The organism is Mycetocola sp. Y442, from assembly GCF_056898615.1.
In genome coordinates, this window is the sequence record NZ_JBXHBV010000001.1 from 906683 (window position 1) to 922283 (window position 15601).

A 15601-nucleotide genomic window follows, 5' to 3' on the forward strand; every position below is an offset into this window, starting at 1 on the left:
CTGTCAATACTCGGACGGACTTTCATTCTATTGGGGAGATCAGCCGCTCTGACCCTGTGGGCCAGCGGTCACCGCTCACTCACAGGTAGCGAGCATCTCAAGCCCAGATTCGTCGGCGATCGCCTCAAGTACGGTGACGGCGTCGTCGAGCGTCGCGACGCTGAAGACGCTCAGTCCGTCCGGCACATGACCGATCACTTCGTTGCAGTTGGCCTCTGGCGCAAGGAAGTATTCAGCACCCGCGTCTTTCGCCCCGAACAGTTTCTGGCGGACGCCTCCGATGGCGCCGACAGCACCCTGGGCATCGATGGTCCCCGTGCCAGCGACATCCGCTCCTCCGTTGAGTTCACCCTCGGTGAGCTTGTCCACGATTCCCAGCGCGAACATCATGCCGGCGCTCGGGCCGCCGACGTTATCGAGTTGGATTGTCACGTCGATCGGGAAGTCGTAGACCATTTTGGTTGCGATTCCGATGACGCCGGTTTCCGTGCCGTCGGCCGCAGTTGCCGGCGTCGGTGTGATCGAGATCGTCATCGGGACCCCGGCACGCACGATGTCGAACGTCGCGGCCTGCTCTGTGCCGTTGTCGGCGATGGCCTCCCGGAGCGAGGCGAGGTCGGTCACCGGCACCCCGTTGACGCCCATGATCTCGTCCTCCACCTTGAGTGCACCCTCGGCCGGGGCGCCGTCAGCGATCTGACCGACGGTGAGCTGTGCGGGAAACTCGTATCCGAGTTCGGTGAGCGCAGCGGCAACAGCGTCCTGCTGCGAATCGACCATCAGCGCTGCGTTCTGCGCGTCGCGCTCCTCGGTGGTTTCACCGACGGGGAAGACCGACTCGAGGGGAACAACTGTCTTGCTCGGGTTGAACCACGCGAGGGTGATTTCGAACCAGTTCGGTCGTTGCTCAGGATTGCCGACCGCCTGAACGGTGAGCATATCGAGAGCTCCGCTCGTCTCGAAGGTCTCCGCGCCATCGACCGTGATCATCGGCACTTTCTTGTCGTCGATCTCCACGGTGCCGAGTGTGTTAAACACCGGGCCGGGCTGCTGAATGACATACGAGCTCGGCCAGAGCGCGAGCGCGAGCAGGATCACGAATGACAGCCCGAGTGCCAGCCAGCCCCGCTGCGACCGTTTCTGGGCGCGTTCCTGGCGTTCGAGTTCGATTTCGGTCGCCTGGTATTGCTCGTCCGGTTCAGGCGTCGAGGGGAGATAGAGGGTCACTGCGGCCTTTCGTGCTGTTCGCGGCGGGCGGACACCGGCAAGCCGAAGCCACGCGAAACTCAGAGGTTCACGCACTAGCGTAGATCGAGCAACCGCACGATGTCTGAAAGGTGGCCTCAGTGCCCGACGTACCTGACAACAATCCCGAAGACGAATTCCGCGACATGCTGCGGGATTTCCTGTCGGGAAAGGGCGGAGTCGACCCGAGCCAACTCGCCGGAGCTGCCGGTCTGCCCGCCGATCCAGCGAGCATCCAGGCGATGCTCGCCCAGTTGCAGAACGCCATGCGCGGCGCGTCCGATGGTGGCATCAACTGGCAGGTGGCGACAGACCAGGCGGTGCAGATCGCCACGGCGAGCGCCGTGCCCACCTCACCTGAGCAGAGGGCACAGCTCGACCAGGCCTTCCACATCGCAGCGCTGTGGCTCGATGACGTCACCCAGATCACCGAACTCACCAACGTTCCAGGGCTCATGACGCGCGGAGAATGGGTTCGGGCAACGATGCCGGTTTGGACCCAGCTCGCCGAGCCTGTCGCAACCAGCATCTCCGACGCGCTGACCCGGGTTCTCAGCGAACAGGCGCCGGAGGAAATGCAGGGAATGGTCCAGGGCGCAAGCAGCCTGCTTCGAAGCATCGGTGGAGCGCTCTTCGCCATGCAACTGGGCCAGGTCGTCGGCCAGCTCTCGACCGAGGTTGTGTCTGGCGGAGACATCGGCATCCCTCTCCTCGACGACAACCAGGCCGCGCTGCTCCCCCAGAGCGTCTCAGCGTTCGGTGAGGGCCTCGACATCCCCGACGACCAGGTGCAGATCTACCTGGCCGTCCGCGAACTCGCGCACGCTCGCCTGTTCCGGCACGCGCGGTGGCTGCGCCTGCACCTCATCACCTCCATCACGGAGTTCGCTCGCGGCATCCGGATCGACACTGACCGGCTCGAGGGCCTCGCAGACAGCTTCGACCCCGCCAACCCCGAGGAACTCAGGCAGGCGATGGTCGACGGTTCGCTCATCCCGCCGAAGACCGAGGCCCAGCTGGTCACCCTCGCCAGGCTCGAGACGATCCTCGCGCTCGTGGAGGGCTGGGTCGACGTCGTCACAGGCGCTGCCACAGCCCGCCTCCCCAAGTCCGATGCCGTCGCGGAAACCGTCAAGCGCCGCCGAGCGACTGGCGGTCCGGCGGAATCCGCCTTCTCAACCCTCGTCGGCCTCGAATTGAGGCCACGCCGGCTGCGCGAGGCTGCCGCGATGTGGCAGAAGATCACGGATGCCGTCGGCAACGAACAGCGCGATTCGCTCTGGTCTCACCCCGACCTCATCCCCTCCGCGGAAGACATCGACGACCCGACGGCGCTCATCCAGCGACTCGAGGCCAGCGCGCGTGGCGATGCGCCCGAGCCCGACGAGTTCGACACGGCGCTCCAGGACCTCCTGCGGGGCGAGGAAGACGGCTCCGGCACTGCGGACGGCGAGACCCCGCCGCACGTTTGACCCGACGCGCTCACGCGCACCCGGGCAGCACTGTGGATAACTCTCCGGCGTTATCACCGGCTCCGGCATGATGGCGTGCATGGTGCTCAGACTCGACCCGCGATATCCGCTGGTCTGGCGCGACCAGCTGTCACTCCAGATCGGTGCAGAGACTCCCGTCGTGACGCTGGAGCACGTCAGCGGACCGACCGAACGGCTGATCGGCGCCCTGATGGCCGGTATCAGCCGCTCGGAGCTTGACAGGCTGGCCGTCCGGCTCGGCATCGAGGAGAGCGAGGTATCCAGCCTGGTCAGCCAGATTGGCCCAGCGCTCGTGCCCGAATCCGTCCCACCGACTGAAGCGAGCTGGATTGTGGAAGGCGCTGGACCGACCGCCGAGCGGATTGCGTCCCTTCTGACGGCGACAGGGATTCCCGGGCTGGGTTCCGGGGACTCGCAAAGCCCGGGTCTCGCCATCATCATCGCCCATCACGTCATCGACCCCCGCCGGTATGTCCGGTGGCTGAGCCGCGACATCCCCCACCTGGCCGTCGTCTACACAGACACCGGGGTGCGCGTCGGCCCACTCGTGGAACCGGGAACCGGTCCGTGCCTGCACTGTCTCGCCAGGGACACAGCCGAGCGAGATCCGGCCTGGCCGGCCATCGCCTCGCAACTGCTCGGGCAGGCAACGACGTCCGAACGCGAACCACTCATCAGCGTGGTTGCCGGGCTCGCCGCTCGAGTCACCGAGTCACGACTGAACGGCCGCGTGAACGACCTCGCGTCAGCGACGCTCAGCTTCGACGCGCGCTCGCAGTCGGGGCGCCGCGCCTGGCACCGGCAACACCCGCATTGCGGATGCCGATCTCTGTCAGGAATCGAGACCGCTCACGTGGCTGCGAGCCACGACCGGGCTGTTCTCCCCACGACAGAAAGAGCCGCGAGCGGGCTCGGGTAATCCCCACGTAAAGCAGTCGGCGTTCCTCGTCGATCTGCTCGAAGGTCTTGGCGTAACTGATCGGAACGAGGCCCTCGCTGAGGCCGGGAAGGTAAACGACATCCCATTCCAGCCCCTTGGCGGAGTGCAGGGTGGCGAGCGTCACCGCTGAAACCGTCGGTTCGTGCTGACCGGCCTGCCGCTCAAGCAGTTCATCGGTGAATTCGCGGAACGTGGTTCCCGGCGGCATCGTGTCGACGAGACCCATGATCGCGTTGAGCGACTCCCACTTGTCACGCACGGCTCCGGCGGTTTCCGGGGCTTTCTGGGTCCAGCCGAGGGAACGCAGCACATCGGACACCGACTTGAACAGCGGTTCGCCCGTGACCGAGACCGACGCTCCACGCAGGGTCAGGATCGCCTGGCGCACCTCGGGCAGGTCGAAGAAGCGTTTGCTCCCCCGCAGCAGGTACGGCACCCCGACATCGCCGAGCGCTGTTTCGATCGCGGCGGACTGCACGTTGATCCGATAGAGGATGGCGATGTTCTCAGGTTTCACGCCGGACGCGATCTGCTGGAGCACCGACTGCGCGATCGCGCGTGCTTCCGCGTGGTCGTGCGGGTACGCCGTCACCTCTGGCGCGGGCTGGGCCTCGCCGGATCGGTCGGCCTGCAGGGTGAGCGCTCCCGTCCTCCCCCGCATCAGCCGGTTCGCGGTATCGACGATCTGCGGGGTCGACCGGTAGTTGTGTTCGAGGCGCACGACAGTGGCATCCGCGTGCCGTGCGGGGAAGTCAAGGAGGTAATCGCTCTTTGCCCCCGCGAACGAGTAGATGGTCTGGCTCGCGTCGCCGACGACACACACATCGTTGCGGTTGCCGATCCAGAGGTCGAGCAGTTGTTGCTGGAGCGGTGACACGTCCTGGTACTCGTCGACAACGAAAAACCGATACTGCTCGTGCACCTGCATGGCGACGGCCGGTTCGGTTTCGATCATCCCGGCGCAGGCGAGCAGGACGTCCTCGAAGTCGAGTTGTTTGCGCTCATCCTTGAGGTCCTCATACGCCTGCTGCATGTCTGCAACCTGCTCAACGGTGAGCGCCTGCGGGCTCGGTCGGCCCGCGGCTGCGTACTGCTCGATGCTCAAACCGGACACCTTGCGCCACTCGACCTCCGCGGCAATGTCGCGCAGGGTGGCCGTGTCGAGCTTGAGCCGGAGACGCTCAGCAGCGTGACCGAGCATGCGGCCCTTGCTGTTGATGAGGGCAGGCATTGTCCCCCCGACCGTGTGCGGCCAGAAGTAGTTGAGCTGGCTGAGCGCCGCAGCGTGGAAGGTACGGGCGTGCACTGAACCGGCGCCAAGGTTGCGAAGCCTCCCCCGGAGTTCGGCCGCGGCACGGTTGGTGAAGGTCAGTGCCATCACCCGGTTCGCCGCGTAGGTTCCCGTCGCGACGCCGTAGGCGATTCGGTGCGTGATCGCCCGTGTCTTTCCCGTTCCGGCACCGGCCAGGATGCAGACGGGTCCCCTGAGGGCCTCCGCCGCGACTCGCTGGTCATCGTCGAGTCCTGCGAGCAATGCCGCTGGTTCGGTAACGGATGCCGTCATCGCGAGTTCTCCGTGTCGTGCGCAGTCGTACTCTTCGCCGCCTCGTCGAGGCTGGGCCCACCGTCGGCGGTAAGCCAGTGCTCGATCAGTGCGCGGGCAATGGAGGTGGAGCCGGGAAGCAACAGCGTTCCGGCTTCGGCGCGGAGCTCGGCGCGACTCAACCAGCGCAGGTCGACGATCTCGAGCCCGTCTGGTTCGATTCCAGCCGGGTTCTGCCCCGGCGCGACCCGGGCAGAAAACCCGAGCATGATCGAGCGTGGGAACGGCCAGGCCTGCGAGCCGAGGTACCGCGGGCTGTCGACACGAACACCTGCCTCCTCGAAAATCTCCCGGACGACGGCCTGTTCAAGCGACTCACCCGCTTCGACGAACCCCGCGAGCAACGAGTATCGCCCCTCCGGCCAGAGAATGTTCGAGCCAAGCAGGAGCCGGTCATCGTCGTCGAGGACGAGGACGATAACGGCGGGGTCTGTGCGGGGGAAGATCTGGTTGTTGCACGACACGCAGCGGCGGGCCCACCCGGCGCTTTCAGGATCGGTCGCCGACCCGCAGCGGGGGCAGAACGATGAGCTGAGGTGCCAGTTCGACAGGGCGGCTGCCTCGGTCACCAGGCTCGAGTACGGCTCGCCGACCAGCGGGGCGGCCGTGCGGAACGTCACCCACTTCTCCTCGTCCGGTTCGATCTCACGTGCAACGTCGTCGGTGGCGATCACCAGCACCACCCGCGTACCGGCTGACACCGAGGGCGAATCGGCGATGGTCCTGCCCAGATAGACGAGCGTCGACTCTCCGGTCACGATGTCGGCGGGAGAGAGCCGCACGGCATCACCGTCGAGAACCAGGCGGCCACGCCACAGAACGAGCGTTCGTGTTGCCGGGTCTGCCGCGAGGTCTGTGAAGATCTCTGCCAGCTCTCGCGCGTCAGCGTCGCGGTCGACAGCGCTTGGCGCAAGGGGCAGGTTAGCTAGCGCGCCAGGAATCAACGACATACACTCCGGTTCAGAAGGGCGTGGCGTGTGGCTGCCAGCCCGTTTAGCGACCTAACCTAGATGCCATGGCCAGATCGCATCTAACTCTAGCCGCGTTGGCAACTTCAGCTGTCGCGGACCTGCAGCTCGTCGGCAGCGGCCCGTTCGGTCACGGCCAGACCGGCGACTTCGACTCCGCACTCCTCCGCACGAGCGACGACAGGGAACTCGTCGTCCGGGTGCCCGCCAACGAGCAATCGGCGAGTGACCAGTCGGTCGAACTCATCGCTCTCCAGGCGATGACGGCCGGAATCCGGAGCCGGCTGCCGTTCGAGGTCCCCACCGTCGTCGGTCAGACATCCGTTCGCGGAACCCGCGCCGTCGTCTACGACTACCTGCCCGGGTACGGCGTGCCCGCCGAGCACATTCCCGCCGGCGATGGAGTCGCAACGTCGATCGGCGCTGCGATCGCCGCCATCCACTCTCTCCCTGGCTCGTTTGTGGCCGAGGTCGGGCTGCCGTCGCTGACCGCAGCCGATTGCCGCACCGAAGCCCGCAACGTCATCGAGCGCGCCGCGGCAACGCGGTTGCTCCCCGCCGCGGTGAAGCAGCGCTGGACCGACGCCGCCGCCGACGAAGCGCTGTGGCAGTTCCAGCCGGCGGTCATCAATGGCTCCCTGAGCGCAGAATCGTTCGTCATCACCGACCACAACGTCGGCCCGATCGTTACCGGGATTATCGGCTGGGGTTCGCTGCGCGTGGGCGACCCGGCGCGGGACCTGCACTGGCTGAGCGGCGCGGGTGAAGCAGCTGACAGCGTCCTCGCCGCCTACCGGCTGAGCGCCGCACGGCATCCGGACCGGCTGATCAGCCAGCGATCGATGCTTCACGCCGAGCTCGAACTTGCGCGCTGGCTGCTGCACGGCGTCGACACAAAGGACCAGCAGGTCATCGACGATGCCGTGGCGCTCCTCGACGGTCTTGTCGATCACGTGCTCGGCGACCTGATGCATCCGCTGTCACCCCAGACCGGCCCGATCATGGCCGTTGCCGACGTCGAAGAGATGCTCTCGCGCACCCCGCAGACCACGTCTGCCGCGCAGGCGCACGGCTTCGCCATGGAAACGGACAGCTACGACCGGTCCCAGTTCGAGGCAGCGCTGGCCGAGGACGACGTAGACGGTGACCGCGACGAGAACGACGGCACAAACAACACGGATGCCATCGAGACCGGTCCGATCGACCTCGCCGCTGTCGAGAAAGCCCGCGCGGCCGCTACCGAGGCGAACGCTGCCGCACGCGACCAGACGGCATCCGGCTCACCAGCAACCGGCACTCCAGCAACTGGCGCAACCGGTGACGGCTACACCGCCGAGCTGGACTTCGCGGCGCTCGAGGCTGCGGAATCGGGCGAGATCACTCCGCTGACCCAGCGTCGACCGAGCTCTTCGGCCGAGTAGAGGTTCTCCGGCCTCAGGACCAGGTCGTCAGCGACGTAGTAGAACACGGCGTCGATGAGTTCAGGGTCGACGTCTTTCCACTCGGCATAGGCCTGCCGGTACAGCGCGAGCTGGAACTGGCGGTCGTCGAGCTCGGCGGCAGTCTTCGGCGCGCGACCCGTCTTCCAGTCGACGATCTGGAACCTGCCGTCGCGTTCGTACACCGCGTCGAGCTTGCAGATGATGATCTGGCCCTCCAGCACGAAGTTGATCTCGCGTTCCACGTCGATGGGAGCGAGGTCCGCCCACTCCGACCTCTCGAAGGTGCGCTGCAGCACCTCGAGAGCCTCCCGTTCCTGCTGCTCGATCGGCATCAGCGTGCCCTGGACCGACCCGGTCGTCGAATCCGGGTCGAGGTCCAACTCGAACGGATCCGAATCGAGGCTCTCCTGCCCGCCGGCGATTCCCGACCGCTGCTCAACCCAGCTGTGGAAGAGGGTTCCGAGCCGGGTCTGGCGGTACGGTTTTTCGGGGAGCGGGCGGCGCATTCGGGCGGCGAGGCCGGCGGCATCCGTCACGTAGTCCTTGAAGCGCGAGGCAGGAACGCGGTCGGGAATCGGCACGAACTCCTCGGCGTGCATCCGGCGGTTCCGTTCGGCGAGCAGCAGGTCGATGTCTCCCGACCAGGCGGTGTCGGCTGCGGGGTTTGCCTCGATGACGGATGCTGCGGCAGCGTGAACGGCATCGGCTCGGTTGCCGAGCGGATTCAGCGGCCAGATCTCGAACTTCTCGTCGGCCGCCAGTGGGTTCTCCTCCGCCTGCGGGCTCTCCGGGAGGTCGTCGCAGCTCGAGGGGACGGCACCGACAATCTCACGGAGGAAAGAACCTGGACCGCGGGGCTGCTTCTGGGTTGCCCAGAATGATCCGGTGACGAGGAGGGCATCTTTCGCGCGAGTGACGGCAACGTAGGCCAGTCGTCGTTGCTCAGCGTCGTTTCGGGCCTCGAGTTCTGCGCCGAACGTCACGTACGCGTCGTCGACGTCGGCCTGGGTAGCAGCGCCACGCCATGCAAAGACAGGAAGCTCGTGCCGGTCACCCCGGAACTCGAAGGGAAGCTCGCCGAAAGCCGTCCAGCCGCGCTTGCTCCGAAGCGGCGATGGCAACTCGCCGTGAACCATGCGCGGCACGACAACGCTGTCCCACTCCAGCCCCTTCGAGCCGTGGATGGTCAGGATCTGCACGGTTCCTGGCTCAGGATCCTCGGCGCGCGGACTGAGGTTCTCACGCTGCTCGGCGTCGGCAAGCCACGACAGGAACGACCCGAGCGAGCCGTTCTCATCGACCGAGAGGTACGACGAAATCTGGTCGGTGAACTCGTCCAGGCTCGGCTGGCCCAGAGGCGCGTGCGCATTGGCGGCCACCTCGATGTCGAGCAGGAACTCCTGCACCACGAGGTTGACGAGGTCGTAGAGGTCGAGTCCCGAGCGACGGCGAAGCGCCGTCAGCTGGCGGGCAGCCGCTCGCATCCGTTCGAGGCCGGTCTCACTGAACTGCTGCAAAGCCTTGTGGCCGGTCGGGGCGTTCTGCAAAAAGTCGAGTGCGTCGACGATCGATTTCCCGTCGTCGGATGCCGCGGATTCGAACAGCTTCTGCTTCACCTCGGCCGGGATGGGCTGCTGCGACAGATCGCGATCGGCGAGCCAGCGGGCGAGCGAGCTCAGAGCCTGGATGTCTCGGGCACCGATCCGCCAGCGCGCACCGGTGAGCAGACGAATCAGCTCACTGCCCGCCGTCGGGTCGTGGAGCACGCGGAGCGCACAGACCAGGTCGACGATGACCGGCTGTTCGAGCAGCCCGGCGACACCGAGGATGTGGAACGGGACCTTGTGACGGGCAAGCGCCTCGGTGAACACCGCGACGTTCTTGAGCGAGCGGCAGAGGAGCGCCGCCGTGCGGCGTGACCCGTTGCCCGCTGGCCGGGAAAGTTCGGTGGCGAGCCAGCCCGCGACGACATCGGCTTCGTCTGTGACGGTCTCGGGGAAGACCACCCGAACGTCGCCGTCCCCCGCCCAGGGTGGAGAGGTGAGCCGCGAAACGGGCACCGATGCCGAGACCGGGAGCGGAGCCACTATGGCGTTCGCCGCGTCGAGCACGCGGGCTGAGTTCCGCCAGCTCGTCGACAGGGCGAACGTGCCAGCCCCATCGCTGCCCCCGAAGTCCTCGGCGAACCGGGCGAGGTTCGCGCTCGACGCGCCCCGCCAGCCGTAGATCGACTGGTTCGGGTCACCGACCGCCATGACGGGGTGCCCGGAGAACAACAGGGCGAGCAGGTCGGTCTGCACGACGGCGGTGTCCTGGTATTCGTCGAGGATCACGACCTTGAACCGGGAGCGGTACTCGTCGATCACGCGGGGCACGCGGCGGCAGATCTCGAGGGCGAGCGAGACCTGGTCGCTGAACTCCATGAAACCCCTGCGCTCCTTCTCGTCGGCGAACCTGCCGGCCAGTTCGAGCAGGACGCCCAGGGCATCCACGTCTCGGACGGCGTCGACGACCGACGTGAAGGGGGTCTTCTTGGAACGGCTGCCGTCGTGGATGTCGAGGGTGATGAGATCGTGGAATTCTTCGGAGAACCGCCGAACGGCATCCGCTTCGCCCGCTGCATCGTTGTCGCTCAGGGCATGACTCAGCGAAATAACGGCGGCAGTGAGCTGGTCGACGCTCTTCTCGATGGCCGGAAGGCGGTCGTCGGTGCTCGCGACGACGAGCCCGCGAGCGAGTCGCCACGCCGAGGCCTCTGTGATGACCGTCTGGTCGGGCTCGCGGCCGATGAGGCGCGCATACTCACGAAACAGGCTGCTCGCGAACGAGTTGTATGTCGCGATCGACGGCGCCTCGAGGACGTCGATGTCCTGGGCGTTCTCGTCGTCGGCGATGGCATCCTGGAGCTGCCCGATCCGCTCCCTGACTCGGGTCGCCAGCTCACCGGCGGCCTTGCGCGTGAATGTGAGGCCGAGGATTTCGGGGACCCTCAGGTAGCCATTGGCGAGGAGCCAGACGATCCGGTTGGCCATGGTCTCGGTTTTGCCGCTGCCAGCGCCCGCGACAACGAGGGCTGGGGCGAGCGGGGCCTCGATGACGGCGACCTGCTCGTCTGTGGGCTGCGGCAGCCCCAGCAGGGTGGCGATGTCGCGCGCCAAGTACCGGGGTTCGGCCATCTCCAGGTCACTCACGCGGACACCGCCGCGACGAGGTGGATGCGGTACATGAATCCTGCTTTCGGGTCGCGTTCGTCGAGATCGTGCACGCCGAGGAACTCGGCCGCCGCCATACCCCGACCGGCCTGCACCACACGCTCGGCGAACTCTGTGCGTTGTTCGTCCGTCATCGCGTCCTGACTCAGCACCTTGTAGTTCTTGCCCCGTGCTCCGCCCGAGACGTACAGCAGCGCAGCACCGCCGGAGGAATCCTCGGCGCTCGTGCCGTCAATGGCGTTCGCCGCGAGGGCGAGTTGGTACCCGCCGAGTTGCGGGTTGAGTGCCACCTGGGCTTTCGTCGGCGCTGTCTTGCCGGTCTTGAGGTCGACGATGACGACGTCGCCGTTCGGCATCCGTTCGACCCTGTCGATCTTGCCGGACAGCGAGACCTGGCCCAGCTCGACGGCGAACGTTCCCTCGGCGCTCACGGTCTCACTGCCGGCGGCGATGAAGTCGGTGAGGTACTGGCTGAGCCCCTCGACGAGCTTGTGGGTGGCGCGCCGCTGTCGTTCGGCGAGCCACGGCGATTCGAAGTACAGCTCGGACCAGTGGGCGTCGATCTGTTCCCAGAGCGCGTCGACCGTGACGTCGGCCGGGGTGAGTTCTGCGGTGGGAATGTGGCCAGCGTGTTCCATGGCCGCGTGCACGACAGTGCCGATGTCGGCGGCGAGCCCCGATGGTGCCGCCGCCATGGTGTCGATGAACCAGGCGAGCGGCGACTTCTCGAAGGTCTCCAGCTTGGACGGCGACACCGAGACACGGGCCTCCGGGTCGCTGAGGTCGACCAGCGGCTCGGTCGTCGACGGGTCGAGCAGCCCGTACCACTGGGTCGGGTCGGCACCGGGGACCCCCTCGGCGGCCAGCCGTGCGAGTGCCGAAGCAGCCGCAGGATCCCCTGTGGTCACGAGCCGCCTGCGCAAAACGCCCACCATGCCGCGAAGCGATAACGGATGCCGCTGGTCGGCGGCGGTGCGCAACTCGGCGTTTCGGATCGCGGGGAACCGCAGGAACGGGGACGGTTGTTCGTCGTCGTTCACCGTCGCGCTGAAGACGACCTGGTGACGTGCGCGTGAGACCGCCAGGGCAAACATGCGGAGTTCGTCCGAGAGCACCTCGGCGCGTGCGTCGAGGTCGGCGACCGGGAGTCCAGCGACGACCTGGCTGAGCTGCTGCGGGTAGAGAAGGGTTCCCCTGACCTGTGGGTTGGGCCATGCGCCGTCCTGCAGTCCGGCGAGGACGACGATGTCGAACTCCGCACCGACGACGCCGCTCGGCGTGCCGATGAAGACCGCGTCGCTCGCGGCCTGCGGCGTGAGCGAGTCCTCCGGCACTTCGGAGGCCAATATTTCATCGATGAACCGGCCGGCGGGTTCTGTCGGGTTGCGCTCCACAAACCGCTTTGCAGCGGTGAAGAGCGCCATCACGCTGTCGAGGTGGCGATTCGCCTCGTCGGCGGCGAACCCGGATCCGAGGGCCTGCGCCGACCAGGCGGATGCCAGTCCGCTTCTCTCCCAGAACGTCCAGAGGAGCTCTTCGACGCTCGCTCCCGCGACGCCCGCCGACGTCGCCTCGGCGAGAGTCGTCGCGAAGCGACCGACCTGACGGGCGGCAGCTGAGTCGATCGTCGCGAATCGACCGGGTTGGGCGAGGGCGTCGAGGAGGAGCTCGTCGCCTGACCGGTTGCCGCCCCCGGCGATCTCTTCGTGGCGAAGCGCGAGTCGTACCCGTCGCAGCGCCACGGGGTCGAGCCCGCACAGCGGCCCGGTGATCAGACGTGTCAAGAGCTCGATGGCGGGTTCCATGCGACCGACGGCAAGCGCCACAGCGTCGATGAGCTGGCCGGAGGCGAACTCAGAACGAATGTTCCTGCCGCCAGCCGGCGTCGCCGTCGGCACCTCGGCGAGCGCGAGCGAACGGGACAGTTGCGCGATCGATGCTCCCGATCGCACGATGATCGCCATCCTCTTCCAGGGGATGTCACCGAACAGGTGATGTTCCCTGAGAACCCGGGCGATCGCCTGGTGTTCCGTGGCCGGCGACGAGGCCTCGATCCGGAGCACGGGAGTAATGACGGCCTCATCGATGTCGGAGCCCTCGGTCACGGCCGCTCCGGCCGCCCGGTGACCGACGGTACCTGCTGCACCGACCCGGCCGGTGATCTGCTGCACCACAGTGCGAAGCGCAGCCCCGTGGCGGTAGACGGTTCCGAGCCGAAGCGACGCGACGGGCACGCCGAGCGTGCGGCCAAGCGACCCGAGCGCCGCCGGATCCGAACCGCGGAACGTCGTCGCCGCGACGTCCGGATCACCGAAGGCAACAATCGAGACGCCGCGTCGCGCGAGCACCCCGAGGAATGCGAGAGCGGCAGACCCCTGCTCCTGAAGGTCATCGACGACAACGAGCCGAACGCCTTCGAGCCCGAACCCGCGGTCGAGTTCTGCCGTCGCCTGGGCGACGAGCTCTGACGAGTCGAGATACCCGGTACCGAAACTGTCGATGACGCGTTCGTATTCGTCGATGAACCTCGCGGCCGCAGACCACTCAGGGCGGTCATGTCTCGTACCGAGTGCGTCGAGATCGCGAGGGCGGAGCCCACCCTCGACGCTGCGCATCATGAGCTCTCGCAACTCGGTACGAAAACCCTTGAGCCTGCGAACGTCGGCAACGAGCGGGTCGGGCCACAGCGGACCTGTCCCGTCGAGTTCATGCCCGGCGAGCAGCTCGGCGATCACCGTGTCCTGCTCGGCGCCGGTGAGTAAGCGAGGCGGTTCGTTCCCCTCGAGAGCAGCTCGGGCCCCGACGATCTGGAAGGCGATCGAGCTCAGGGTGCGCGCAAGAGGACCGGGGGTCGGTACTCCGACCCGCAGAGCAAGACGGTCGCGAAGTCGCGCGGCTGCGCGCCGGTTCGGGGCGAGGACGAGCACCTCAGCCGGAGCGTACTGACGGTTGAGAATACGGTCGGCCACGAGTTCAACGATCGTGGTCGTCTTGCCGCTCCCTGGCGCACCGGACACCGCCGCTGACGTGGCGTCACCAAGCACCAGAACAGCCCGCTGCGTCGCGTCGAGAGAGAGATCCCCGCTCTCGCTGCGCTCAGCGCGCTCGATCTGGAATCCTCTGATGGCCACGAAATCCACGGTATAACCGACCCCGGACATCCCCTCGGCGGAGCGCCGCACTGTTCGCTCTCGGCGAGTGCGTCCCGGCCCGGGCGGCTGATCAACTGCCGTAATGTTGGGCGTAACGCAACGAAAGGGTCTGCCAAGTGGAAATCCGTATCGGTATCACCAACAGCGGTCGCGAACTCAGCTTTGAGTCGTCCCAGTCAACAGCCGAGATCGAGAAGCTCATCGCCGATGCCCTCGACTCGGGCAAGAGCTTCTTCACCGTCGGCGACGACAAGGGCAAGATGTACATTGTGCCCACCGCTGGCCTCGCCTACGTCGAAATCGGCAGCGAGGAAACCCGCCGCATCGGTTTCGTCGGATAACCGGCCATGGAGCTGCTCTTCGTGATGCTCTTCGGCATCGCCATCGGGATCGGAGCGCGGTATGTCATGCCACGGCGTGACACGCACGGTGTGGCGCTCATCCCCGCGATCGGTGGAATCACCGCCGGAGTCGTCTGGCTCGGGCTGACCTGGCTCGGCTGGGCGTGGGACGGCGGATGGATCTGGGTCGCGACCCTCGCTGTCGCTGCCATCGTCTCCGTCGCATCCGCGTTCATGATCGGGCGGGTGCGCGCCGAATCAGACTGGGAGCGCCTCGTGGCGCTCGGCGGCTGACACCCAGCAAAAGACGACACTCACTGGTCGGGCGCGAAAGCGTCCGGCCAGTGTTCGTTGGTGCCCGCTTGGCGGCGACCCCGCTCGGCAGTGACGCCGCAGGCGGGAGATCACGCCACTCGCCTCGATCGACGACCTGATCAGGCCGCAACCTGGTCAGGCCGTAAGGCCGAGCGCGTCCATCCTGCGGGTGTGGGTTGCGATGAGCTCGGTGAAGACGGGCTCGATCCGCGCCTCTTCCGACTCGCTGTGCCCCTCGAGAACGAGAGCAGACTGCGCGAGCAGGAGGGTGTCACCCAGCAGGCGCCTGCCGCACATTGCAAGAAAGTGCGCCCGCTTTGGATCAACGGTGATGGCATCCGTCAACAGCGAGACAATCCCGGATGTTCCGGAGTCCGCACCGAGAAGGCTGGCATACCTCGCCCCGACATCGTGCGGCAGCCCATCGGACAGGCTGATGAAGAAATCGTCGAGGAAACCCTGCGTGATGTAGATGCTCAGCAGATTCTCATTGACGGATGCCCCGCGCGTCAGGAGCAGGAAGTCATCGACTCGTGAGACGTACGGCGCCATGACCTCAGTGGGGTCCTCGCCGCGGCGGCGGATCTCGGCGACGAGTCCCTGGTGCTTGGAGAGCGCGAAACCGGCCGCCGTTGACAGGGTCTCCTTGGCCGCCAGCTCGCTGATCGCGGAGACCATGGAGATCGACTGGAAGAACCCGAGCTGCAGGTAGGCAACGAGGCCGAGGTAGCCGGAGGTGTCAGGCGCGAGTTCCGCGAAGTCCACCTTCGTCTTCACAACATGGCTCGTGCGGGACCGGAGGCGGGGCAGCGGCGCACGCGGCCGGGAGTATCGAAACCTTGAAACCACGGCTCCAGTGTAGGTGCTCCGGTAGACTTGGACTGTCCCGG

General features: G+C 66.6%; 10 protein-coding genes. 4 read left to right on the plus strand and 6 right to left on the minus strand.

Going from position 1 to position 15601, the window contains the following annotated elements; genetic code table 11:
* Positions 1-75 precede the first annotated feature (75 nt).
* Positions 76-1170 (minus strand): YlbL family protein, encoded by a 1095-nt coding sequence (locus AC1X6S_RS04335; RefSeq protein ID WP_483404974.1) that lies wholly within the window; start codon positions 1168-1170, stop codon positions 76-78.
* Positions 1171-1346: 176 nt separating this feature from the next.
* On the opposite strand from AC1X6S_RS04335, the gene AC1X6S_RS04340 reads away from it, so the two are divergent.
* A complete protein-coding gene (locus AC1X6S_RS04340) occupies positions 1347-2717 on the plus strand; it encodes a zinc-dependent metalloprotease (protein ID WP_483404556.1) in 1371 nt (456 codons plus the stop codon).
* A 776-nt stretch (positions 2718-3493) separates the two neighbouring features.
* Here the strand turns inward: AC1X6S_RS04340 and AC1X6S_RS04345 are convergent.
* Both AC1X6S_RS04345 and nudC read right to left on the minus strand, forming a co-directional pair.
* Entirely contained in the window at positions 3494-5242 is a 1749-nt protein-coding gene (locus tag AC1X6S_RS04345; RefSeq protein WP_483404557.1) for an ATP-dependent helicase, read from the minus strand.
* Positions 5239-6231, minus strand: a complete 993-nt coding sequence (gene nudC, locus AC1X6S_RS04350) for an NAD(+) diphosphatase (protein ID WP_483404558.1) — start codon at positions 6229-6231, stop codon at positions 5239-5241. Before nudC ends, AC1X6S_RS04345 begins: the two co-directional genes overlap by 4 nt.
* A gap of 95 nt (positions 6232-6326) precedes the next feature.
* Between nudC and AC1X6S_RS04355 the strand changes: the two genes are divergently transcribed.
* Positions 6327-7670 carry a phosphotransferase gene (locus AC1X6S_RS04355; RefSeq protein WP_483404559.1) on the plus strand — a complete coding sequence of 448 codons (1344 nt, stop codon included), beginning with the start codon at positions 6327-6329 and terminating at the stop codon, positions 7668-7670.
* On the opposite strand, the gene AC1X6S_RS04360 is transcribed toward AC1X6S_RS04355, so the two are convergent.
* Entirely contained in the window at positions 7574-10882 is a 3309-nt protein-coding gene (locus AC1X6S_RS04360; protein ID WP_483404560.1) for an ATP-dependent DNA helicase, read from the minus strand. The two genes, AC1X6S_RS04355 and AC1X6S_RS04360, sit on opposite strands and share 97 nt — an antisense overlap.
* Positions 10879-14034: a PD-(D/E)XK nuclease family protein gene (locus AC1X6S_RS04365; protein WP_483404561.1), complete on the minus strand. Its 3156-nt coding sequence runs from the start codon at positions 14032-14034 to the stop codon at positions 10879-10881. Before AC1X6S_RS04365 ends, AC1X6S_RS04360 begins: the two co-directional genes overlap by 4 nt.
* Before the next feature lie 137 nt (positions 14035-14171).
* Between AC1X6S_RS04365 and AC1X6S_RS04370 the strand changes: the two genes are divergently transcribed.
* A complete protein-coding gene (locus AC1X6S_RS04370) occupies positions 14172-14396 on the plus strand; it encodes a DUF3107 domain-containing protein (RefSeq protein WP_483404562.1) in 225 nt (74 codons plus the stop codon).
* A 6-nt stretch (positions 14397-14402) separates the two neighbouring features.
* Entirely contained in the window at positions 14403-14690 is a 288-nt protein-coding gene (locus AC1X6S_RS04375; protein ID WP_483404563.1) for a hypothetical protein, read from the plus strand.
* 156 nt (positions 14691-14846) lie between these two features.
* Here AC1X6S_RS04375 and AC1X6S_RS04380 read toward each other — a convergent pair whose 3' ends face one another.
* Positions 14847-15560, minus strand: a complete 714-nt coding sequence (locus AC1X6S_RS04380) for a ferritin-like fold-containing protein (RefSeq protein WP_232528829.1) — start codon at positions 15558-15560, stop codon at positions 14847-14849.
* Positions 15561-15601: the final 41 nt, after the last annotated feature.